We start from the raw sequence: 22,979 nt of genomic DNA, 5'->3' as shown, positions 1-22,979 counted from the left end.
ATTTGTGTTGTCCTTTTTTTTATGTTTCGGTTGTATGGTTGGGAGTATTATCTCAAGGAAAGTCGATTTTTTATTTTGGCCAGTTTTATTGAACACAGGTTATGAAACTAGAGAACAGAAGTTGTTTAGTCTTTTGATTTTTCTCTACTTATTCTTTTCTGTTTTATTAATTCATCCTAGGGATTCCAAGGAATAGAAGGTCGAATAGTGTAAGAAATTGTTCCTTGTTTTATTCTTCCTATCCCGATTTATACTGACTATTTTTTAAATACTTGTAAGATTTTTGTTTTTATCGTCTATTGGTTTTCCAAAGGGAGTATTTGCCCAGAAAAAAAATGATTGAGCTTTTTTCAGTATTTCGGACATAAATCCTATGAGGGATTTCAGGATTTTAAAGTGGTGGGCTGGATATTCTGATTATTTTTGTGCCAAAATATCAAGTTTTGGATTATTCAGCTATTGTTAAGTCTTTCAGAGATTCAGGAAAAGTCACCCTTAAAGAAGGGAATTCACACCTCATCCAGTTAATCAAGCCCGAATTATGGGGAAATGGAGAAGGGGCTGATGGAGTATTTCTGCTTTTTGATCTTTTTCAGATTCGTTCAATTTGTGCCTCTTTTTCTGAGGTTTCTTTGGATATCGTTGATTTCACCAGCAAGCCTACCATTTTTCATAGCCCAGTCAGTCCCACTCTGTCTTTTGGCCCGATCCAAAATAGTGAAGTCAAATTTTCCCTGATTAGGGAGCCTCATTGGAACAAATTGTTATTTCAACTTTCCCAACCGGTCGTTGTCCGGATTTTGTCTCAGGGGCAAGCTGATCATCAGGTTTCAGTATTTTTCCCTCTGCTGATGAAAGGGGTAAAAGAAATGTTTCTAGGACCAGAAGGGGAGGTAAAAATTATTAAAGGATGAATTTCAAAAATCATCTGGATAAATATGAGGTCTTCGGCAAAGTAGCTGCAGCGGCCCAAAAGCTTAATCTACCTACCTATGTTGTAGGCGGATATGTTAGGGATTTGATCTTGGGAAGAGAGAGTAAGGACATTGATTTCACTTGTGTGGGAAGCGGAATTACACTCGCGCAGGAGGTTGCCAAAGGTTTTGATGAGCATGTTCCTCTTTCTGTATTTAAAAATTTTGGAACTGCCATGCTCAAGCTTGAAGATTGGGAGTTGGAGTTTGTCGGTGCCAGAAAGGAATCTTATCGCCTGGAATCCAGAAAGCCCATTGTCGAGGATGGTACCTTGATGGAGGATTTGGAGAGGAGAGATTTTACCATCAATTCCATGGCAATTTCTCTCAATGCTCAAGATTACGGAGATTTGGTGGATCCATTGGGAGGAATGGATGACATCAAAAAGAAGAATATCCGAACCCCTCTAGACCCAGCAATCACTTTCTCAGATGACCCTCTCCGAATGATGAGGGCCGTGCGATTTGCCGCTCAACTCAATTTTGACATAGACCCTGATACATTTCTGGCTATTCAGGAATCCGCCCCAAGGCTTACTATTATTTCTGCAGAGCGGATAATTGATGAGCTGAATAAAATCATCAAGACCCCTAAACCTTCTTACGGATTTAAATTGCTTTTTGCCTCTGGACTTCTTTCTGAGTTTTTTCCAGAGATGGTGGAGCTACAGGGAGTGGATTCGGTAGATGATAAGTCTCATAAGGATAATTTCTACCATACCCTACAGGTCTTGGACAATGTTTGTCAGGTCTCAGATGACCTGTGGCTCCGGTGGGCTGCTATCCTTCATGATATAGCCAAGCCAGCCACCAAGCGGTTCAACCCAAAAGTGGGCTGGACTTTTCATGGACATGAAGACAAAGGAGCCAGAATGACTCCTTCGATTTTCAGAAGGTTGAAACTACCGATGGATGAGCGGATGAAGTATGTTCAGAAATTGGTCAGACTTCACCTTCGGCCAATTGCTTTGGTAAAAGATGAAGTGACTGATTCTGCCCTGCGAAGGCTGCTCTTTGATGCTGGAGATGATATTGATGACCTGATGAAGCTTTGCCGGGCAGATATTACTTCCAAAAACAACAAAAAGGTGAAGCGCTACCTGGAGAATTTCGATAAGGTAGAGATCAAATTAAAAGAAGTGGAGGAAAAAGATCAGGTCAGGAACTTCCAACCCCCTGTCAGCGGGGAAGAAATCATGGAAATTTTTGGGATTCCTCCATCCAAAGTAATCGGTGAAATTAAAGAAGAGATTAAAGAGGCTATATTGGAAGGCAAAATCGGGAATCATCCCGATGAGGCCAGAAAACTCATGTATGACATTGCCCGTGAAAAAGGCTTATACCCTAAAAACTAATAAAATTTCAACTACCAAAAAGTAAATCTTTCCTATGAAAAGAATTCTGTTTGCCTTGCTGATCATCCTTTGCAGCGGCAGCCTGTTTGCTCAGACCAATGATTCCATTCCGAGATTGGATGCCAAAACCAAAAATGCGCTGAATGCTATCGATCAAATTGCCTATCAGATGGCTTTGAGATATAATGACCGAGCTATGGCAAAGTCAAAATTATATGATCTGATGTCCAGAAATCCTGATGATATACGATACATGGAGGCATTGACCAGCCTATACTTTGAAGCAGGTCAGACGGCTTCTGCTGCTTTGGTAGCGTTGGATATTTTGGAGTTGAATGATAAAAGTATCGGAGCATTGGAAATTGCCGCCTATTCTCTTGAGCAGTTGGGCGCTTTGGATCGGGCATTGCCTCAATACGAAAGTCTATACCTACTTACTGGAGATAATTTCAGTCTATACAAATCAGCATACCTTCAATATAGCCTAAAGCGTTACGAGGAAGCTATCAATTCGGTCAATATGCTTGTAAAAAATGCCAAAGCCGATGAAAAAATCGGATTCCCGATTTCTGAAACTGAAACTCAGGAAGTAGCGATCAAAGCTGCGGCATTAAACCTGAAGGGATTGATCTTCCAAGATCAAAACTCGATGGCAGAGGCTAAAGCAGCTTTTCAAGAGGCGATTTCTTTAGATCCTAACTTTCAGCAGGCTCAAGAAAACCTGAAGAAAGTCAACTAATCGGATTACCAAACGGCAAGAAAGGCTTAAGAGGCATAGATTGGCTCTTGAGCCTTTTTGTTTTTCCGGAAAACCATTCCGTTTTTCCTTAAGGTTGGCTTTTGATTAAGTTTGATGGGTAGGTTGCTCGCTTTGCAAATATTGGTTAGTTTTCCTTGATCATCCTTTCTTTATTTCACACATGAATTCAAAATCGAAATTCCTTCTGATTTTCTTACTGAGCTGTTTTTTCCATAAGGGAATAGCCCAAGAAGGGCTTTCCTACCGAGCTCCTCAATTTCATTTTGACTGGTCCAAACCTTCTCCTTATCCGGATCGAATTGTAGTTAGTTTTGGTGAAAACCCGAGCAAGGAGGCGAGCGTGACCTGGAGAACAGACAGCACTGTCTCTCAGGGGTATGCAGAAATTGCTTTGGCAACTGCAGCTCCCAAGTTTTGGAAAACCGGAAAAAATCTGGAAGCAAGGTTAGAGGTTTTGGACGCGCTTTCGATTCCGGAAGCCAACGTATATGCGCATTACCATTCTGTTTCATTTACAGATCTATTGCCGGATCAGGTATATGCCTATCGGGTAGGGGATGGGGAGCGATGGAGTGAATGGTTTCAGTTCAGGACAGCATCAGAAGAAGCGGATCAGAAATTCTCTTTTCTCTATGTAGGAGATGCCCAAAATTACGTCCTTGAGCTTTGGTCCAGGCTAATTCGGGAAGGATTTAGGACAGCCCCGGATGCCCGTTTTTTCATTCATGCAGGAGACTTGATCAATAGTGCCCATAGAGAGCAGGAGTGGCATGAGTGGTTTACAGCAGGCGGATTTATTCACAGTATGATTCCATCCATGCCTGTTCCCGGAAATCATGAGTACCGGGCTAAAAACCAAGAGGAAGTGACGCGAAAGGAGAGAAGTCTCTCGGTACAGTGGAGGCCTCAATTCACTTTGCCGCTCAATGGTCCCAAAGGCTTGGAGGAAACAGTCTATTTCATGGATTATCAGGATGTGAGAATGATATTTTTGGATTCAAACAGAGACCAGGTAATTCAAGCTGACTGGCTTGAAGGAGTTTTAAAGGATAATCCAAAAAAATGGACGATAGTTACCTATCACCATCCACTTTTCTCAGCCTCCAACGGGAGAGACAATGAGGAATTGAGGATGTTGTGGAAGCCCATTTTTGATAAATATCGGGTTGATCTTGCCCTCCAAGGTCATGACCATGCCTATGCAAGAGGTAGAGTTTCTCCCGGAGAAAATGTGATGAATGGGATGAACCTCAGGGATCAGACAGGAACGGTATACGTGGTGAGTGTAAGTGGAGGAAAAATGTATGATATCGGGGATGATTGGAGTGCTAAAGGAGGACAGCGTGATCGAATAGGGGAAAATACCCAGCTATTCCAAGTCATTTCGGTGGAAGGGGAACGGTTAAAATTCGAATCCTACACTGCTATTGGCGAGCTTTATGATGCATTCGAGCTGGTTAAGGGCGAAAATGGGATCAACCAATTTATCGAACTCCGGGTAAATGCAGTGCCTGAAAAGACACATTCCAATACCATTCCCTACAAAGACTGATCTGGGAATAAATAAAAGGCGAGAAGCGTAGTGACTAAGGAAAGTAGCAGACTGAATCCCATAATTTTCAGATAATTTGTTTGCCAATGCTTCCCGTTTCCGCCTGCTTCAATGATGAGTTTCCTCATGGGACGTATGGAAAGCTGAACCAAGGCAAGACTTCCTAGAAAGTAAACCATGAACAGTAGCGAGAAGGTTGCTATTTTTTCCATGAGGGAAGATAATTCTTAACCGAGGTTTTCAATAATAAATCATTGAAAATTAACCTAATGATAACAAAAAAGAGGCGGTCTTTTTCGGCCGCCTCTATTCTTTATCAAGCTTTATCTTACAGCAATTGGGTCAGGATTCCCATCCGGATCTCCATTTACGGTTCCATCAGTGTTGATATTGCCAAGTAGAAGGATTCCAGCTATATGCGGAGTGGCCATGGAGGTGCCACTGATGGTGTTGTATCCTCCGCCTTTCCAAGTGGATTGGATGCTTACGCCAGGTGCGCAATAGTCGACAGGTGGATTTCCAAAGTTGGAAAATGAGGCCCAAGAATCAGAGCTGTTCATCGCAGAAATGGTGTATACATTGGCTCCATTTGCACTGCCTGGAGAAACGTTATTGGTGTTTTGAGACTCATTTCCTGCGGCAAGGGCAAACTTGATTCCATTGGAAGCAGCTGCCACGACTGCATCATTGACAGCTTGGGAAAAAGGTCCGCCAAGGCTCATATTGGCTACATCACCTGAATTGCCCGTTGCTCCTACGAAGTTAATCCCTGCGATTACTCCGGAGTAGGAACCAGAACCTGTAGCTCCCAAAACTTTGATCGGAACCACCTGAGCTCCTGCTGCCACTCCTACTACACCAACAGAGTTATTTTTTGCAGCAATTGTACCGGCCACATGTGTGCCATGACCATTTCCATCATCCAGGGATCTGCTATCTTTTCCGGAGGTAAAGGCATTAAATCCTGCACCTGCATTGACATTTAGATCAGGATGATCCAAGTCAATTCCTGAATCCAAAATGTAAGCTTTTTTGCTTCCCGTGTAATTTACAGCACCCCCAATTCGAGTGATTCCCCAAGGAGTGGTTTGTCCTACTGTACCACCCCCACCCCCGGGCCTTCCTTTTTGGGCGATTCCCATGATTCGGTCAGGCTCGATGTAGCTTACAGCCGGATCATTGGCTAAGGCTTTGAGCTGCTCATCCGAAAGGGAAATGGAAAATCCTTCGATAGTATTTCCATAAACCTGATCTAGATTGGCATCTGCTATTCTATACTTAGCAAGGAGAGACCCCGCAGCCTTTCTCATGGAGGACTGTATTTCCTCATACCCCATGGATTTTCTTAAACTCAATCCGGTTGGCTTGAGCACGACGATGTATTTACCCGGAATGATGTCTCCGTTGGTAAATTTGATCACCGCCAATTCGCTGCTAGCATCAACGGGGAGGTTTTCTTCCTGCTGACAGGAAAAAAGCGCAGCTCCAATAAGTGAAGCAAAGGCTAAGTGTTTTAATTGATTTGGGAATGAAGATTTTTTCATAAAGATAATTTGGTTGAGTGGTTTTATTTATAAATATAATTTTGGAATGTAATTAAAAATAAAAATGAATCAAACAAAAAAAGCTGTCCACAAGTGAACAGCTTTTTTCATCCTATTAGCTTCGGTTTTACTTCTCTGAAATTCGGGATTGGATCAATTCGCGAATAGGCTTTTGAATCTGAGGGTCGTCCTCTATCAGATTTCCAAACCGAACTTTGCCTTCCAGTGTGCTTCCTACATCCACTCGATCTAGCTTTTGGACTCTCGCGCCTGAAGCCACCCCTGTAATACGCTCTATTGCGGTTCTCAAAAGCAATTCATTGATATCTCCAAGTGGTCTCAATCTTTCTGAAGATTCCAGGGCTTCCACATTCGGTCCAAATCCATTGATGTAATCTGATTGATCTAGACTGTTGAAACTTCTGGTTACAATGGGAAGCATTCCGTATTTATTTTCGGGATTGTCTTCATCTTCAAAGGGAATCGACCCCACATTTTTTCCAGTCGTCGTAGCACCGATCAAGAATACATCCATGTACGGTCTAAGGCCGTTGATGATGAGCTCTGATGCAGATGCAGTTCTTCGTGAGGTCAGAATATAAACCCGGTTGTTTTCAAGGATCTGTCCCAAGTTTTGCGATTTGTTTCTGAAGGTAGTTTGCACGTTTTTCAGCTCGTCAAACTGCATCAGGAAGCTGTTGTATTTGGTTTTTGAAAATACATCCTTGTCTGTGACTCCAGGTGCAATCAGACTTGCCAGATTAACGGCTGAGGATACAAAACCACCTCCATTGTATCTAAAATCCACAATCAGATTGTTGATTCCCTCACTTTTTAACTTCGCAAAAATCTGATCCATTTGAGTGTCGTATTCCGTGCTTCCGCTGCCTGGGCCCGGCGCGAAGAAATGGTAAATCACATAACCGATCTTTTTATCCCCAATAGTGTAAACTGTATCCAGGAAATTGGGGTTTTCTGCAAGTTGAACAGGCACTAAAGAAACTTCCGCTTGTGGAACAAATCCACCCTCAGCCTCGCTGAATCGAATAAAATTCAGTGAATGTGGCTGGTCAATATCTCCCAATACCGTCTGGTAATTGTCCAATGTCATCTGTGTCCCATTGATGCGGGTGATAATATCTCCTCGAAGAAGACCGACATTGGATGCGGGACTGTTTTTCTTGATGTAGGAAATTTCTGCAATCACGTTGTTGTTGCTGGAGCTTTCTCTGTAGAGAGTAAATTCATACCCAGCCTCCAAAGAAACCCCACCAAGAGAATTGATCAATTCCTGATAATCAGGATAAATCGCAGAAAAACGATCTGTTGGACGATTAAGAAGTGATTCGAAATAATCTTCTGGCGCAGAAGTATTGGCTACGGGAGTTTTCATTTCTGCGAGCCATAAGTACACTTCATCCATTACAGCCTTAATCCACCCATTGATGGCTATATTCGGATTTTCGGGTTCTTCAATTACCGGCTCAGTATCCTCTTCGTCTTTACAAGAAGAAGCGCCGAATGCGACTAGTGCTACAAGTAGCAGTTTGAGGAGAAGTTTACTTTTCATTAGAGTACTAATTAATATTTCGATAACGTCTTGAGGTACTGGCTTGTTTCTTTTTTGAAAAAAAAGCCTGATCTCAAAAAGATGAACCTAGAGAAACGTCGTGGAGCTGACTGTCCAGTAGTTTGCCTTTTTCGCATTTAAGGACTCGATATGGAAATTTCCGCAGCAATTCATGGTTGTGAGTAGCCATTAGAATGGCGGTGCCTTTTTTATTGATATCCTGAAAAAGCTTGAAAATTTCATCAGCCACATCCGGATCTAGATTCCCTGTAGGTTCGTCAGCCAACAAGATGGATGGCTCATTGAGTAGGGCTCGTGCTATTACCACTCTTTGCTGCTCGCCTCCGGAAAGTTGGTGAGGCATTTTCATCAGAGAATCTATCAGACCTACCTGAATTAAGACTTCGCTGATCCGCTCTTTGATCTTTACCTTGTCCGTCCAGCCTGTAGCCCGGAGTACAAATGAGAGGTTTTCACTCACATTTCTGTCATAGAAAAGCTGAAAATCCTGGAAGATGATCCCTATTTTCCTTCGGAGAAAAGGGATCTCCGAATTCTTGATTTTTTGTAAGTGAAATCCTACCACCTCACCAAGTCCGGCCCGAAGGGGCAAATCCGCATAGAGGGTTTTCAGCAAGGAACTCTTGCCGCTGCCTGTCCTGCCGATCAAGAATACAAATTCGTGCTTTTCTACAGCAAAATTCACCTCATTCAGCACCGGAGATTCACCTTGGAAAATGGTGGCTCCCGTCATCTGCAATACAGGCTGAGTACTAAAATCCATATTATAATTCCAGTTTTTGAAGTTTTCCGAAAGGCAATTCTCTGATCAATTCTTCCAGCTCCTCTTCCTTGCCTTCCAAACCGAATTTTTCCATGTTTTTCATGGGTCTATCCGCACGGAAATAGGCGACCAATACGAAGTTTTCATCCCGGATTTGGATGTAGTCCGGGATTTTGGCCTTGCCTTTTACTTTGATTATATACATGATTAGACTTCGGTATGAGGATTAACGATCGGCCTCCGGGAATTATTTGGAAGCTGCCTTGGCGTGGTCAGCCAAAAACTGAGCCAGTCCGGAATCGGTAAGCGGGTGTTTAAGCAATCCGGTAATCACTTTCAGCGGGCAAGTCACCACGTCGGCACCGATTTCTGCACACTTGATCAAATGCATGGTGTGACGGATAGAGGCAGCCAAGACCTCGGTTTCGAATCCATAATTGCCATAGATATGAACGATCTGACCGATCAGTTCCAAGCCATCGTAAGAAATATCATCCAGTCTTCCGATAAAAGGGGATAGATAGGTTGCTCCTGCTTTGGCAGCCAAAATGGCTTGTCCAGGAGAAAATACCAAGGTGCAGTTGGTACGGATACCCTCGCTGTGGAAATATTTGATGGCTTTGATTCCATCTTTGATCATGGGGATTTTTACCACGATTTTGTCATCGATCTTGGCCAGTTCTTTTCCTTCCTTGATCATTCCATCAAAGTCCGTAGAAATGACCTCAGCGCTTACTTTGTCATCTACGATATCACAGATGGCCTTATAGTGGGCTCTTACATTGGCATCACCGCTAATGCCTTCTTTCGCCATGAGAGAAGGGTTGGTAGTCACTCCGTCCAAAATGCCCATGTCGTAGGCTTCTCGGATTTCAGCCAGATTGGCTGTGTCAATAAAGAATTTCATGGAAATAGGATTTAATAGTAAGAAAATTCAGGGTCGAAAGATCAAAATTCGATCTGGACAAAGTTAGAAGATAATTCAGGAATCGGAATCTTCGGGAAAAGCTATTCGGGAAAATTAGGGCAAAAAAAGAAGCGGCATCGCACCGCTACAACCGCCTACCCTTGCTTCCTTCCGGACCTGGGGGATTCAGCAGGAGCTGGTCGTGCCGCTAGGCCACAAAGGTAAGGTAAAAATGACTCACAGCAATATGTTTTTCAAAATTCAAGGCTATCTACCTTGGATTCAAGTGGAAAAAGTAAATCCGGAGCCTTTTGACTCCGGATTTGTCAGTTTAGTTATAAAGCCTGAATAGACCTGTAGCCTTCATTGGACTTATCCCAGCTTAGCCAGGCTTTCCTCCAATGCTTTGATTTTAGCTTCTGCGTCGGCTTGTTTTTTCTTTTCCATTTCCACCACCTGAGCTGGGGCACCGGATACAAAGCGCTCGTTACTCAATTTTTTCATGACAGAATTCAAGAAGCCCCGGGTGTACTCCAGTTCCTTTTGGAGATTGGATTTTTCTTCTTCAATATCAATGGATTCTCCCATAGGAACAAAGCACTCGTCCGCTTTGACCACAAAACTCATGGCATTGTCCACGTTCTCGGCAAATGATAAAGAGGAAAGGTTTGCCAACTTGACCAAAACGTCTTCAAAGCGGGAGTATAGCCCTTCATTTTTTGTATTTATGGTCAAGTCGAGGGCTTCTTTTGGGGACATCCCTTTTGATGCTCTGAGATTTCTCACCTGGGAAACCACCTCAAAGACCTGAGCCGCCTCTTCGATGATCTTGGGGTCAAAGCCTTTTTGCTTTGGCCAAGTGGCCAAAATCAAAGACTCTTGCACGTTTCTTTCTTTGATCAAATGCCAGATTTCTTCGGAAATAAATGGCATAAAAGGATGCAAGAGCTTAAGAATACCTTCGAAGAATTCTATAGTCTTGTCATACGTAGCCTGATCTATCGGCTGCTGATACCCGGGCTTGATCATTTCTAGATACCAGGAGCAGAAATCGTCCCACACCAATTTGTAGGTAGACATCAATGCATCCGATATCCTGAATTTTTCGAAATGATCATTGATTTCGGTTAAGCCTTGATTGAATCGATTTTCAAACCATTCCAAACTTGCGGCATTTCCAGAACCGTCCAAATTAGGGTCAATTTCCCAGCCTTGAACCAATCGGAAGGCATTCCAGATTTTGTTGGAAAAGTTTCGGCCTTGTTCAACCAGTTTTTCATCAAAGGGAAGATCATTTCCGGCAGGGGAGGAGAAGAGCATTCCTGTCCTTACCCCGTCGGCTCCGTATTGAGCGATCAGGTCTAGCGGGTCTGGCGAATTACCCAGAGACTTGGACATCTTTCGACCCAACTTGTCCCGTACAATTCCAGTCAGGTATACATTTTTGAAGGGTTTTTCTCCCAAGTATTCGTAGCCGGCAATGATCATTCTGGCTACCCAGAAAAACAAAATCTCAGGAGCAGTCACCAGATCATTGGTTGGATAGTAGTACTTCAGGTCCTCATTGGGCTTGCCTGTGGAGAAAACATCGGTATCAAAAACCGATATCGGCCACAGCCAAGAGCTAAACCAAGTATCCAACACGTCTTCGTCTTGCTTGATATCAGCCAGTGTCCAACTTGCTCCGAATCTTGCATTGGCATCTGCCAACGCTTCTTCTGCTGTTTTTGCTACGACAAATTCCCCATTGGGCAAATAGAAGGCTGGAATCCGATGTCCCCACCAGAGTTGGCGGGAAATACACCAATCGCGTACATTTTCCATCCATACCCGGTACATGTTTTTGAACTTTGGTGGATGAAGCTGGATCACATCTTCCATTACCGAGGTAAAGGCTGGCTTGGTGATTTCATCCATTTTCAGGAACCACTGCAGGGAAAGCTTGGGTTCGATTACCGCGTCGGTTCGCTCAGAGTGACCTACATTAGACTTGTAATCTTCAATTTTTTCGAGTTGACCTGCTTCATCCAAGAGTTTTCCGATTTTTTTGCGTGCGATGAATCGGTCTTCACCTACCAGAATTTGAGCCTTCTCATTCAAGGTTCCATTGTCATTTAGAATATCGATGACCTCTAGCTTATGCTTGATTCCAAGCTCATAGTCATTGATATCATGCGCAGGAGTCACTTTCAAGCACCCTGTTCCAAATTCCATATCCACGTATTCATCTTCGATGATCGGAATGGCCCGATTGATCAAAGGAATAATTGCTTTTTTACCTTTTAGGTGGGTAAATCGAGGGTCATTGGGATTGATGCAGATTGCCACGTCAGCCATGATGGTCTCAGGACGTGTGGTTGCAATAGTCAAAAACTCATCAGTTGTTCCTTCGATTTGGTACTTGATGTAGTAGAGCTTGGAGGAAATTTCCTTCATGATCACCTCATCATCGGAAAGTGCAGTTTGACCCTTTGGATCCCAGTTGACCATTCGGATGCCACGGTAGATTTTCCCTTTTTTGTACAAATCCACAAAAACTGAAATCACCGCATCGCTCAATCCCGAATCCATGGTAAAAGCTGTCCGGTCCCAATCGCAGGAAGCTCCTAGCTTTTTTAGCTGCTCCAGGATGATTCCTCCATATTTTTCTTTCCATTCCCAGGCATGCTTTAGAAATTCCTTTCTGGAAATGTCTTTTTTGTCGATACCACGCTCTTTCAGCAGTTGAACCACCTTGGTTTCGGTGGCAATAGATGCATGGTCAGTACCCGGAACCCAGCAGGCGTTTTTGCCCTGCATTCGGGCACGGCGAATGAGTACGTCTTGGATGGTATTGTTCAGCATATGGCCCATGTGGAGCACGCCGGTGACGTTTGGCGGAGGAATGACGATAGTGTACGGTTCCTTGCTGTGGTCGATTTGGGAGGAAAAGAGCTTATGCTCCATCCAGTAGGCGTACCATTTGGCCTCGGCGGCTGCCGGTTCGTATTTGCTGGCAATAGACATACTCTGGGATGTGTTTTTTTAGAAGGGGCAAAAATAGGGGAAAAAGCCCAAAAGGCCTTGGTAGAATTGGGAGATTTGGTTTTAGAAAAGAAGCGCAAAGTAGTTAGGAATTAAACTTTCCCCTTTTGCAGAACCGGTTTAAATTTTTGGAAAAGCAAAAAAAGACCGACAATGTTGCCGGTCTATTTGATTTAATTGAATAGAGGATTAGTTCCCTGAATATTCATCCCAGTTTAGTTCAGCCTGTGGATGAGGGAACTGGGTGAAAATGGCTCCACCATCATAGCTGGTAGGAATTTCGGATAGCTTACCATAGCGGCGGGCATCAATCCATCGGTGGCCCCAAGGTTCAGCCCAAAGCGAATATCTTCTTTGATAAAGGATCTCGTCAATAAGCGCTTCGGTCGTGGTGGCACCAGTATAATCGCCGATACCGGCTGCATTTCTGATGATATTGATGGCTTCCACAGCCAATGCAGGTTGATTGAGGTTGGCGTGAGCTTCAGCCTTCAGCAGAATCAATTCTTCATTTCGGATGAATGGAATAGACACCGTATTGGAAGCCCAGCGAGCATCCTGATGGGTACCTACCAAAGCTCCTGCATCGGTGGTCACTGTCACCGGAGTGGTTCTTTCAAAGAACTTATTCTGAACTCTCAAATCTCCCGGAGTCGCATCATCCAAAACGGAAGGATGAACCACGATGATGGTGTTGATTGCTGCGTCTGGAATATAGAACAGCGGATTGAAGATGTCTGGAGCAGCACCATATGGGTGGGATGGACCGAGTTGCAAAGGACCACCCAAATTCATAAAGGACTGATCCAAAGCCGACAATACACCCTGCCAATCCTTTCTATACGCATTGAGACGGGCTGTGATTGCTCGGTTGACTTGTCGTAATCCGGCAATCGTATTGAATCCGGCAAATCCACGGGTCAAAGTGAAAGGGAAATTTCCTGAACCGGCAGCCGCCAAATCCGCATCCCCTGCATCCAAAATACCCTTGATGACATCCAATGCCTGAGCATATGGAACAAATGGTCCCGGATTCAATGGATCAGCTACATCCACCCGGATTCCGTTTTCATAGACGAAATTGGCAGGAATCATAAGCTGATATCCTTGGATGGTTTTTGCGAAGCCATTCACCGCACTTTTGGAAGTTTCGGGAATTAGATTGGTGTTTTGAGCAGCCAATATCAATACGTCGGCCTGCTTAATTGCCTGATAAGGGGACGCCCAAGATCCGCCTCCTGTACTGCCAAATCCGAAATAAGACCGGTCAGGTACTCTTCCGTTTTGTCCCAGCCAATCCGTTTGGAATCGCGGGTCAGATGCATTGAGGTACCAAATTTCCCTTCCGAAGGTATTCCACGCCTGAGAGATATTGGTTACGTAACCTCTATGACGGGATTCGAGTCCAGTGATCAAAAACTGAATCTGCTGAGGGGTAGCATCATTCGCTACTGAACCCACAGAAGGGTTGTTTGGATCTTGGACATCATCGAGTTGCAGCGGATTACAGCTTGCAAGTACTGCGGCCGTAATCAATGCTGAAGCAAAGTATTTTTTTACATTTTTCATGATTATGCCGATTTAGAAGTCAATAGTTAAGTGAAAGAATACTCTACGAGGTGTAGGGTATGGAGCAATGTCCACGTTGTTTGCGATGGCCTGAGCACCAAAAGTGGAGGTTTCAGGATCATATCCTTGGTAGTCTGTGAACAAGAAGGCATTGTTGACTGAGGTGCCCACTTTCAGATTTTGGACTGTATTGCTAAACCAGCTGTTTAGCGTAGTTCTTGGAACGGTGTAGTATAAACCGATTTCTCTGATTTTGACAAAAGAAGCGTCCTGTACCCATCGGCCCGCATTGTTGTGTGGCGCTGGTGGTCTTTGTCTACCGTTTGGAATTCCGTCTCCGTTGTCATCGTCAAACCATCCGTTGGTAGTTCCTCCACCGTCTGTAAGGAAAGAGGTCAGGTTGATGTTGTCGCCCCCTTTTTTCCAGTCGATCAGGAAGGAAAGTTCCAATCCTTTAAACAAACTCAAAGTATTATAGAAGGACATGTTGAAATCCGGCTGGGCATCTCCCCAGAAGGTGAATCCTCCAGGATTGTCAGCATTGGCTGGTGATCCTACGATAGTAGTCGGAGAGTACCCTTCTGCATAAAGGAAGGTCCCTAACCCAGATCCAAATGCGCCAGCGATATAAGTAGGAATTCCCAAACGGGTCATCAAGAGGTCATTTTTCCAAAACATCACTCGGCTAAACCAACGGAAATTGGCTGATTCGATAGGAGTACCGGAGATAGAAAGTTCTATCCCTCGATTTTCCAGTTCAGCTTCGTTGCTAGGTGTTGTATTCACCCCCGTAGAAGGAGATAGATTGAGGTTTTGGATATTGTTCTGAGTGGACTTGATGTAGTAAGTGGCTTCCACACTTAATCGGTTGTTGAAAAAACCAGCATCCACGCCAAATTCCAATTCACGAGCAGTCTCTGGCAAAATCAGTGTATTCCCGATTTGAGTACTTACAACAGACCCCAACAAGCCTCCGATATTTGTTCCTCCCAGCGGAGTAAATGTAGCTCCAAAATTCACCGGGCCGGCTGTTTCCCCATAAGCTACTCTGGGCTTGAGTTGGTTCATAAAGCCTACATTCCAGAAGTCAAAATTGGCCAAGTTGAAGGCAACGGATGCTCTTGGAAAAGAATAGAATTTATTTGGGTCTCCGTTCAGTGTGGATTTGTCCCATCGAATACCTACCGTACCGATAATCTTATCTTCCCAGTTTACTTCCTGCTGTGCAAAAATCCCAGCATCCTGAATTTTACTGTTGAATTCGGAATTGATTTCCTGAATTGCGGCTTGCTGAAGGTTGGTTTGGCCCGGAACTAGACCCCGTCCTCGGTTGAAAATGGAGCTGTTTTCGAAGTCCAGTCTTACCAAACCTGCTGAAGTATTCATGTTTACCGAACCCAAATTCCAATTGTAAACCAAAGCAGCCTGGAAGTTGGTATTGAAGCTTTCCTGATTTCCTTTGAAGATATCACCTGGATTAGCCTGTCCTCTTTGGAATTGAAGGAATTCAGGAAGATAAATCAAGGTGCTGTTTTGGAGATAATCCAAACCTCCGGAGATCTGAGCCTTCAGGAAGCTGTTGTTTGTTTTCAACAGGTCCACATCCAAAGTAAAGGATTGGATAAATCGGTTGACCAAGGAGTTGTTTACCGCATTATCGGTTACAGCAACTGGATTTTCAGAGAAATAAGGATTTACCGGATAGGTTCCGTCCGCATTTCTCCTCAAATCAAAATAATTTGGCACATAAGCAATGGAATAGCCTATGGAAGCTCCGGTATTGTTTTGGTTTCCGGTAAAGCCTCGGTCGGTATTGGATCGGATGTAGTTTGAAGAAACTCCCAATCGGATGCCATTGGTGATTTTATGGTCGATGTTAGCCCGGATTGAGTATCGGTCAAACCCTGTGTTTCTTACCGTTCCATCCTCGTTGGTGATGTTACCAGATACAAAAAACTTGGTTTTTTCATTACCTCCAGAGACATTCAGACGCGTGTTAAGAAGAGTTGCTTGATTGTTATAAAAGAAATCTTCATAATCCACGAAAGTCCCGCTTGCCTGTGCCGCTCGGAATCTTTCCAATTCAAGAGGTCTTCTGGCTTCAGGAAAGAAGAAGTTGATTTTTTCTTCACTCCAATCATCCACTCCGAGCAGACGAAGAGGCTGTGCAAATCCGATATCCTGGGATAGTGAGACCGTTGTTCTTCCTTCTTGACCTCTTTTGGTAGTGATGATGATTACCCCAGCATTGGCGCGAGTACCATAGATGGCGGCAGCAGATGGGCCTTTCAGAATTTCGATAGTTTCGATATCCGCAGGGTTGATGTCAGCAAGTCGGTTGGAGCCGTCATCCTGATTGCTTCCGCCGGCTCCGGTCACGCTAGCTCTACCAGTTCTTTGAGAGGCATTGCTGATGTAGACACCATCGACGATGATCAGGGGCTGCGAAGCTCCGGTCAAACTGGAAATCCCTCTCAGCTGGATAGAGATGCCCCCACCTGGTGCACCGCCATTGGATCGGATGGTGGCTCCGGGTACCTTTCCGTAAAGCGCCCCATCCGTAGTCTGAATTGTAGTTGTTCCCAAGAGCTCTTTAGAGGAAACTGAAGTTACAGCATTGGCGAGGTTACTTCTTTTCACGGAAGTAGCCAAGCCGGTTACTACTACTTCTTCCAGGTTGGTCGCATCCTGTTTTAGCTGGATGTTGAGAATGCTGACTCCCGGGGCTACATCCACGTTTTGAGTCAGATAGCCAATGGAAGAAAAGATCAAGCGAGTTCCCTCATTGGTAGGGATCGTGATCGAAAAACCACCGTCCAGGTCAGTGATAGTCCCTGTGGTGGTTCCTTGAAGCAAAATACTGGCGCCAATCAATGGCTCGCCGGTACGCTCGTCCGTGACCTTGCCTGTGACGGTGTACTGAGCCCAAGCCCAGCCCACAGAACCCCAGAGCAAGGCCAGGGTGAGTAAGGTTTTGTAAAATTTGAACATATGGTTAAGATTATGTTGGTTATATCCGAATTTCTTAAAAATTCTTTAATCCTCGTGAGTTTTAGAATAATTCCAGAAAAAAAAATGATAAACGGAAAGTATTTACTTCGATAAGAAAAATTTAAAGAATTATTTAGATAATTCGAGGAGCTTCGATTTTTCATTAATCAATTGCTTGGCAAAAGGAGGCTTGAAATGCTTGTAACTATTCCCACGGGTAGGAAATCAGTATAAAAAAAAACCGACATCACTGCCGGTTTTCTTTATTTATAAAAAGTCTTAATTTTTTATCATAGGTATGACTATTCTACTTTGGAATTTCCCTCCATGATGAATGTTGTTGGTGGCGACTTTTCCCTCGGACTCATCGTAATTATTTCCGCCGGTATTCATGTTTCTGTCAAAACGGGGAAAATTGGATGAGCTCACTTCAATTCGTATGCGGTGCCCTTTTTCGAAATAATTGGAAGTACTCATAGGAGTCATTTTGATTTCATAGACTTTCCCGTTTTCCATCATCACTTCTTTGTCATACCCTTCGCGGTACCGTACCCGTTGGATGGTTTCATCCAGGTTATAGGCCTTTCCGTCAGGATATACATCGATCAGCTTGACGGTCACATCGGTATCCAATACGTCAGAGGATAGGTACAGGTAGCTCTCTATGAAGCCGGATACTTCCACTCCTTCGGCCAGAGGCTCGGAAGTGTAGACCAAGATATCGTCCCGCAGCTCCATTTCACTTTGGTCAAAAGAACCTCCCTGTACGGCATTTCCGGTACAGCAGACATTTCCTCCATAGGAATTAACCGGATTCATGGGATCGTACTTGAAGGTGTCCTTTGCTTCAGTCTTTGGAGCTTTGGAGACTAGCTTTCCATCTCCATTCCGAGTATTGGCTTTTCCTTCGGAATCCAAAAAGAAGGAGGTCATTACTGCTTCTTTGGGAGGCCATACATCCGAAGACTGCCATTTGTTGATTCCCATGGTGTAGTAGGTCACTTTGGGCATTTTGGCAATGGTTCCACTTTCGTCCTTCCCTTTGAGCCAAAGGTCAAACCAAGCGGTGATTACCTCATCGTAATTCCATCGGGCATCGCCCACACTTCTTTCACCGACTATCGTATTTTCTGTCGCCCGGGTGTATGCACAGTGTAAAACAGGAGCAATCACCAAATATTGATTGTCTCTAGCCATCTGACTGATTGCGTTCTGACGGGCATGGTTGTATAGGGCAATATTGGGTGATGACGAAACATCATACCAAGAGACAAACCACATGCTTGGGGTATTGAAGGGCATATCGTCATGATAAAGTCCTCCCTGATACCAGCGAGCACTGTTTGGTGTTCGGGTGATCATTTCTTCGTAAATTCCCATGGGGCCTTTGGCATTCTTGATAATATCCTGTACCGGAAGGTGAGCTAAGCCTTCTTTCCAATCCACTCGTGGATATTCCGGTGCCATGTCATAGAAGCGCTGCAATCTCAATAAATCTTCCTGTCCAATTCCCGGCTGCAATCTGGGAGCCATCGGGTCATGCTGGGTGCTGTAAAGCCATGCTGTGAAAAGCATCTGTCCAGCACCACCTCGGTACCAGTTGCCTTGCTCGAAGTAATCTCCAATTCGGCCTACACCGGCACCATAGCCCTGAGGAACCATCGCACCCAATGCAGGGTGCTGAAGTGAGGCAGCTGCCATTTGCCATTCGGCTGTAGACGAACAGCCCAAAAGACCGATTTTTCCATTGCTCCATTGCTGTGTGGACATCCATTCAAACGCATCGTAGCTATCCGTCAGGGGAGTTCCGAGAATATCCCAGTTTCCTTCGGAAAAGAATCGCCCTCTTTCGTTTTGTACCACGTAGGCATAGCCTTTTTTCACCCAAGAAAGCGCAGTCTGAAGGGTTCTTTCATTCATTTCTCCGTTTCCGAAGGTGTTGAAATTATAGGGGGTTCTGGAGAAAACGACAGGTACTTTGGCATCCCCCTTGGGTCGATAGATGTCCGTCGCGAGCCGGGTTCCATCCCGCATAGGCATCATTACTTTCTGATCGATGATAGCGATCTCATCGAGTTGGACTAAAACAGGTTTTTCCTGGGCAATTACCAGTGGACTCAGTCCCAGAAAAAACCAAAAAGAAAACAGTATCAGTTTTGATCTCATAGTTTGTTGAGTTTAGAAAACTTAAGTTAAGCACCAAATTCCAAATCGTCGCTGATTTTTGATAAATGGCTTTTTTTAGCCTGAGTCTCACGGATTATCCTCACGGAGGTGTGGTTTGATTTTTCATTTACCCAGATAAGGCTAAATTTGCAGCTCAATAATTTTTACTTATGTCCGACAGTTCGAACCATACTCTGAGTACTTGGGTAGAAATGCCGAATCACTCCGATTTCACCATTTATAATCTTCCCTTTGGAGTTTTCAAAAACAAAAAGCTCAGCCCAAGAATCGGGATAGCAATAGGGGATAAAATCGTTGACCTCAGTGTTTTGGATCAGGAGGGCTTTTTTTCCACCTTTTTCCTGCCTGAGGGAATATTTCTCAAGGATTCGCTCAATGAATTGATCGCTTTGGGGAAAACACAAACGCGCAAAATCAGAGAACGGGTACAGCAGCTTTTACTTGCAGACAACGAAGAGTTGAGAGATCATTCTGCCCGAGGAAAAGTGATGGTCAACCGCAAAGAGGCAGAAATGCTATTGCCTGTAAAAATAGGTGACTACACGGACTTTTACTCCAGCATAGAGCATGCTACCAATGTAGGTAAAATGTTCCGTGATCCGGAAAATGCCCTCTTGCCCAATTGGAAGCATTTACCAGTGGGCTATCACGGCCGAGCTTCATCCATCGTGGTCTCAGGTACACCCATTTATCGTCCCAAGGGGCAATTCAAGGATCCGGATATGGACAAGCCTGGCTTTGGTCCCAGCAGAAGACTGGACTTTGAGTTGGAGATGGCTTTCATAACAGGTCGCCCCACTAAACTGGGAGATACAATCAGTACTGGGGATGCGGAAGAATATATTTTTGGAATGGTTCTGTTCAATGACTGGTCTGCCAGAGATATTCAAGCTTGGGAATATGTGCCCTTAGGTCCTTTTTTAGGAAAAAACTTCGGTTCTTCCATTTCACCTTGGGTAGTCACCATGGAGGCTTTGGAACCATTTCGTGTGGCAGGACCAGTACAGGAGCCAGAGGTCCTGGATTACCTCAAATGCGAGCAGAATCATAGTTTTGATATCAACTTGGAGGTGTTTATTCAGCCTGAAGGCAAAAAAGCTTCCAAAGTATGTCAGTCCAACTTTAGCTACATGTATTGGAATATTGCCCAGCAGCTAGCCCATCACACGGTCAATGGATGCAATATCAACGTAGGGGATATGATGGCCTCTGGCACTATATCCGGCGCGACAGAAGACTCCTATGGTTCTATGCTAGAGCTCAGCTGGAAAGGGACCAAGCCTGTCAAACTTGAGGACGGAGAAGAGCGCAAATTTATCGAGGATGGCGATACGGTAATCCTGAAAGGCTTTGCAGAAAAGGATGGAATACGGGTTGGTTTTGGAGAAGTCAGTGGGAAAATCCTCCCGAGCAAGTAATTTACTTGAATTTTCAGATTGAAAACAGTGAAGAAACCTGTCTGAAGAGGCAGGTTTTTTTGTTTTTTGCCAAAAAAAGCTAGCTTTATATCTAATTGATTTTCAGATACTTGTTAATCTAGTTTAACAAGCGTATTAGGTTCCCGAAAATAATTTGTCAACGTTCCTTTTCGGGATATTTATCAAGCAAATACCCGGTTTCCGGAGTGAATACCTAATTTATTTTTAACTAAAACTCTTCAACTTATGGCTAAGCTAAGAAGCCTTTCCATCACGTCTCCTATCGTTTTTGCACTTCCTTTCAAAAGCGAATGGGCACAAGTCCCTATTGATCTCGATGCTCCTGTCAATTCAGGTGCCTGGGATGATGCCGGTACCCTCAAGTTTTCGCGGGGGGTTGTTTTGGCAAAGAATGATGCCAGATTTCTCTATTTGGCTCTGGATGTAGTCGAGGACACCGGAAATGACACCGGAACCAACGATTATTTCTGGTTGACTTTTGATGTCAACCGGGACCGGGCGATCACTTCCAATTCGGACGTGAACTATGCTCTCTACCCCGGACAACCCAATAAACTGGGTAAACAAAAATACCTAGGACCGGGAAGATGGACTGGGTTGCTTCCGGATACCTCTCTGAGTGAGGTCAGACAGGAATTTGGTTCCAGTATGAATTCACCCAATTCACACAGGATATGGAAGTTCAAGATTGACCTGAGTGAGATCAATGTGGCTATTTCCTGGCCGTTGAGCACGCCTTACACGTACTTTGGTTTTCGGGTCAAATCCAGCAATCCCGGTTTTACTACAGATTTTCCCGGAAATTTCTATAAGGACTTCGCCAAACTCCGGCAGTTGGTTCTTTCCCGGAAGCCGACCATTCCCTCTAAAGATTTGGGACCATTGATCGGCAGCGTTGGCTTGATTCCCAGCACCAAAATCAACGCTTCGGGCAGAGCCACAACGGACTCCGGATATTTCGTGCCGGCGGACAATGCAGCTTTTGGAGGGACGTTGAACCTGATCGGCAACCGAGTGAAAATGCAGAATCTTTGGACTTCGGGTCAGAAAAAATATCAGGTACACATCACTCCTCCGGGAGGGTCTGCCCAAAAGCTGATATCCAATTGGTCAAATTACCGTTGGAATGGGTCTACATACATCTTGGAAACTTTTGGACCGTCCAGCCTCGGATTCTACGAATTGGCGGATCCGTCCAAGGATTATTCCATTGACGATTTATTGATTCAGTTCCCTACGACGGCACTCCTTCCAGGCCTCTATTCAATTAGCGTGGTGTTTTATAAAAGAGTGGGATTTGTTGATTTGCCTGATCCTACTGCGAGTCAAACGATCGATCTGTATATCGATAATCATCTTCCGGAAGTAAATATAGAAAGTATAAAACACGGTAGAACCGAAGTGTCAGCCTGTGCGATTGAGACCATTGGCAATCCTCCCGATGGAATCAATTTCAGGATTACGGCCTTTGATCCTCAGGGTAATTTGCGTGGAGTCAGTTTTTACGCTACCTACGGGGCAGGTCAGTCCACCTCTATATACTCCGAGGGATATGATTCTTCGAAAGGAAATTGGCAAGGTTTTTCAAACCTCCTCATTCCTGCCAGCGGAAATTGGAGACCGCCACAAAGCTGTGCGTATAGCTTTATCGTATCAGCCACCGCCCGGACGACCAATGGGTATGGCTACATAGGCAAAGTATCCAATCATCGAAACCTGACCCTATTGCTGGGCTAAAAGCAAAAAGCCACCTGAAAGTGAATTCAGGTGGCTTTTTGATTTTTCATTTCATTCAGTCATGCGCTCCATGGTCTCCGTGTACATGACCATGTTGCATTTCCTCCTCTGTGGCGGGTCTTACCTCTATGATTTTCCCATCAAAGTGAAGGTCGAACCCTACCAAAGGATGATTGAAATCCAAAATCAGCTGGTCACCCAGATTTTTCAGGATTTTAGCCTGCATGCTGTAACCGTTTTCATCCATTAGGGGTAGAAAATTCCCTTCATCGAGCATTTCGGGAGAAAAGCCCCGCTCGCCGGAAAACTGTGACGTGGGAAGGGTAATAATCAACTCATCATCTGCATCTCCATAGGCTTCCTGAGCACTGAGCACGAAGGAAAAGTCTTCTCCCTCATTTTTTCCCGAAAGGAGCTCTTCAAATTTTTCCGGTAGACCACTTTGACCAAACAGGAAATAAAATGGGTCTTCCTCGTCCCTGATTTCCACACTGAATGGCGCAGACTCGATATCGTCTTCGTCTCTGCTGACTTTTAGCTCGTAGGTCAAGCCTACCACTTTTTTCTCCTCGATTTTCATGATTTA

17 protein-coding genes and 1 other RNA gene are annotated in these 22,979 nt (G+C 44.4%); 5 read left to right on the top strand and 13 right to left on the bottom strand.

Annotated elements, in window-relative coordinates; translation table 11 throughout:
* Positions 1-602 precede the first annotated feature (602 nt).
* Entirely contained in the window at positions 603-752 is a 150-nt protein-coding gene (locus tag AAA942_RS17375) for a hypothetical protein (protein WP_338221571.1), read from the bottom strand.
* A 158-nt stretch (positions 753-910) separates the two neighbouring features.
* Here AAA942_RS17375 and AAA942_RS17370 point away from each other — a divergent pair, with 158 nt between their 5' ends.
* From AAA942_RS17370 to AAA942_RS17360, 3 genes are all read left to right on the top strand, one after another.
* Entirely contained in the window at positions 911-2,329 is a 1,419-nt protein-coding gene (locus AAA942_RS17370; protein WP_338221570.1) for a CCA tRNA nucleotidyltransferase, read from the top strand.
* Positions 2,330-2,363: 34 nt separating this feature from the next.
* Complete coding sequence (locus AAA942_RS17365) at positions 2,364-3,068, top strand: hypothetical protein (RefSeq protein ID WP_338221569.1); 705 nt, start codon at positions 2,364-2,366, stop codon at positions 3,066-3,068.
* Between the two features lie 181 nt (positions 3,069-3,249).
* The gene (locus AAA942_RS17360) at positions 3,250-4,641 is read left to right on the top strand and encodes a metallophosphoesterase family protein (RefSeq protein WP_338221568.1); all 1,392 of its coding nucleotides are present in this window, start codon (positions 3,250-3,252) and stop codon (positions 4,639-4,641) included.
* On the opposite strand, the gene AAA942_RS17355 is transcribed toward AAA942_RS17360, so the two are convergent.
* The 11 genes from AAA942_RS17355 to AAA942_RS17305 all read right to left on the bottom strand — a co-directional run bounded on the left by AAA942_RS17355 (position 4,629) and on the right by AAA942_RS17305 (position 19,196).
* Complete coding sequence (locus AAA942_RS17355) at positions 4,629-4,853, bottom strand: hypothetical protein (RefSeq protein ID WP_338221567.1); 225 nt, start codon at positions 4,851-4,853, stop codon at positions 4,629-4,631. The two genes, AAA942_RS17360 and AAA942_RS17355, sit on opposite strands and share 13 nt — an antisense overlap.
* A gap of 111 nt (positions 4,854-4,964) precedes the next feature.
* The gene (locus tag AAA942_RS17350) at positions 4,965-6,185 is read right to left on the bottom strand and encodes a S8 family serine peptidase (RefSeq protein WP_338221566.1); all 1,221 of its coding nucleotides are present in this window, start codon (positions 6,183-6,185) and stop codon (positions 4,965-4,967) included.
* Positions 6,186-6,312: 127 nt separating this feature from the next.
* Positions 6,313-7,755 (bottom strand): S41 family peptidase, encoded by a 1,443-nt coding sequence (locus tag AAA942_RS17345; protein ID WP_338221565.1) that lies wholly within the window; start codon positions 7,753-7,755, stop codon positions 6,313-6,315.
* Positions 7,756-7,828: 73 nt separating this feature from the next.
* Entirely contained in the window at positions 7,829-8,539 is a 711-nt protein-coding gene (locus AAA942_RS17340) for a cell division ATP-binding protein FtsE (protein WP_338221564.1), read from the bottom strand.
* A 1-nt stretch (position 8,540) separates the two neighbouring features.
* Positions 8,541-8,744, bottom strand: coding sequence for a fructose-6-phosphate aldolase (locus AAA942_RS17335; RefSeq protein WP_338221563.1), 204 nt, complete (start codon positions 8,742-8,744; stop codon positions 8,541-8,543).
* 42 nt (positions 8,745-8,786) lie between these two features.
* The gene (gene fsa, locus AAA942_RS17330) at positions 8,787-9,446 is read right to left on the bottom strand and encodes a fructose-6-phosphate aldolase (RefSeq protein WP_338221562.1); all 660 of its coding nucleotides are present in this window, start codon (positions 9,444-9,446) and stop codon (positions 8,787-8,789) included.
* A 125-nt stretch (positions 9,447-9,571) separates the two neighbouring features.
* Positions 9,572-9,658, bottom strand: an RNA gene (gene ffs, locus AAA942_RS17325) — signal recognition particle sRNA small type.
* A gap of 160 nt (positions 9,659-9,818) precedes the next feature.
* Positions 9,819-12,452: a valine--tRNA ligase gene (locus AAA942_RS17320; protein WP_338221561.1), complete on the bottom strand. Its 2,634-nt coding sequence runs from the start codon at positions 12,450-12,452 to the stop codon at positions 9,819-9,821.
* A 207-nt stretch (positions 12,453-12,659) separates the two neighbouring features.
* The gene (locus AAA942_RS17315; RefSeq protein ID WP_338221560.1) at positions 12,660-14,039 is read right to left on the bottom strand and encodes a RagB/SusD family nutrient uptake outer membrane protein; all 1,380 of its coding nucleotides are present in this window, start codon (positions 14,037-14,039) and stop codon (positions 12,660-12,662) included.
* 12 nt (positions 14,040-14,051) lie between these two features.
* On the bottom strand, positions 14,052-17,030 hold the full coding sequence (locus tag AAA942_RS17310; RefSeq protein ID WP_338221559.1) for a SusC/RagA family TonB-linked outer membrane protein: 2,979 nt from the start codon (positions 17,028-17,030) through the stop codon (positions 14,052-14,054).
* Between the two features lie 279 nt (positions 17,031-17,309).
* A complete protein-coding gene (locus tag AAA942_RS17305; protein ID WP_338221558.1) occupies positions 17,310-19,196 on the bottom strand; it encodes a CocE/NonD family hydrolase in 1,887 nt (628 codons plus the stop codon).
* Between the two features lie 170 nt (positions 19,197-19,366).
* On the opposite strand from AAA942_RS17305, the gene fahA reads away from it, so the two are divergent.
* Both fahA and AAA942_RS17295 read left to right on the top strand, forming a co-directional pair.
* Positions 19,367-20,635: a fumarylacetoacetase gene (gene fahA / locus AAA942_RS17300; protein ID WP_338221557.1), complete on the top strand. Its 1,269-nt coding sequence runs from the start codon at positions 19,367-19,369 to the stop codon at positions 20,633-20,635.
* 246 nt (positions 20,636-20,881) lie between these two features.
* Positions 20,882-22,393, top strand: coding sequence for a hypothetical protein (locus AAA942_RS17295; protein WP_338221556.1), 1,512 nt, complete (start codon positions 20,882-20,884; stop codon positions 22,391-22,393).
* A gap of 55 nt (positions 22,394-22,448) precedes the next feature.
* Here the strand turns inward: AAA942_RS17295 and AAA942_RS17290 are convergent, their stop codons facing one another.
* Positions 22,449-22,973 carry an FKBP-type peptidyl-prolyl cis-trans isomerase gene (locus tag AAA942_RS17290; RefSeq protein WP_338221555.1) on the bottom strand — a complete coding sequence of 175 codons (525 nt, stop codon included), beginning with the start codon at positions 22,971-22,973 and terminating at the stop codon, positions 22,449-22,451.
* Positions 22,974-22,979: the final 6 nt, after the last annotated feature.

Origin of the sequence: Algoriphagus sp. oki45, from assembly GCF_036245605.1 — a bacterium.
Taxonomy (GTDB): Bacteria; Bacteroidota; Bacteroidia; order Cytophagales; family Cyclobacteriaceae; genus Algoriphagus.
This window is presented reverse-complemented; position numbering and strand designations above follow the sequence as displayed.

What these genes read in the sequence shown, in the direction of transcription:
- AAA942_RS17375 (WP_338221571.1), bottom strand. Translation starts at nt 752, where the DNA reads ATGAGGCTCCCTAATCAGGGAAAATTTGACTTCACTATTTTGGATCGG.
- AAA942_RS17370 (WP_338221570.1), top strand. Translation starts at nt 911, where the DNA reads ATGAATTTCAAAAATCATCTGGATAAATATGAGGTCTTCGGCAAAGTA.
- AAA942_RS17365 (WP_338221569.1), top strand. Translation starts at nt 2,364, where the DNA reads ATGAAAAGAATTCTGTTTGCCTTGCTGATCATCCTTTGCAGCGGCAGC.
- AAA942_RS17360 (WP_338221568.1), top strand. Translation starts at nt 3,250, where the DNA reads ATGAATTCAAAATCGAAATTCCTTCTGATTTTCTTACTGAGCTGTTTT.
- AAA942_RS17355 (WP_338221567.1), bottom strand. Translation starts at nt 4,853, where the DNA reads ATGGAAAAAATAGCAACCTTCTCGCTACTGTTCATGGTTTACTTTCTA.
- AAA942_RS17350 (WP_338221566.1), bottom strand. Translation starts at nt 6,185, where the DNA reads ATGAAAAAATCTTCATTCCCAAATCAATTAAAACACTTAGCCTTTGCT.
- AAA942_RS17345 (WP_338221565.1), bottom strand. Translation starts at nt 7,755, where the DNA reads ATGAAAAGTAAACTTCTCCTCAAACTGCTACTTGTAGCACTAGTCGCA.
- AAA942_RS17340 (WP_338221564.1), bottom strand. Translation starts at nt 8,539, where the DNA reads ATGGATTTTAGTACTCAGCCTGTATTGCAGATGACGGGAGCCACCATT.
- AAA942_RS17335 (WP_338221563.1), bottom strand. Translation starts at nt 8,744, where the DNA reads ATGTATATAATCAAAGTAAAAGGCAAGGCCAAAATCCCGGACTACATC.
- fsa (WP_338221562.1), bottom strand. Translation starts at nt 9,446, where the DNA reads ATGAAATTCTTTATTGACACAGCCAATCTGGCTGAAATCCGAGAAGCC.
- AAA942_RS17320 (WP_338221561.1), bottom strand. Translation starts at nt 12,452, where the DNA reads ATGTCTATTGCCAGCAAATACGAACCGGCAGCCGCCGAGGCCAAATGG.
- AAA942_RS17315 (WP_338221560.1), bottom strand. Translation starts at nt 14,039, where the DNA reads ATGAAAAATGTAAAAAAATACTTTGCTTCAGCATTGATTACGGCCGCA.
- AAA942_RS17310 (WP_338221559.1), bottom strand. Translation starts at nt 17,030, where the DNA reads ATGTTCAAATTTTACAAAACCTTACTCACCCTGGCCTTGCTCTGGGGT.
- AAA942_RS17305 (WP_338221558.1), bottom strand. Translation starts at nt 19,196, where the DNA reads ATGAGATCAAAACTGATACTGTTTTCTTTTTGGTTTTTTCTGGGACTG.
- fahA (WP_338221557.1), top strand. Translation starts at nt 19,367, where the DNA reads ATGTCCGACAGTTCGAACCATACTCTGAGTACTTGGGTAGAAATGCCG.
- AAA942_RS17295 (WP_338221556.1), top strand. Translation starts at nt 20,882, where the DNA reads ATGGCTAAGCTAAGAAGCCTTTCCATCACGTCTCCTATCGTTTTTGCA.
- AAA942_RS17290 (WP_338221555.1), bottom strand. Translation starts at nt 22,973, where the DNA reads ATGAAAATCGAGGAGAAAAAAGTGGTAGGCTTGACCTACGAGCTAAAA.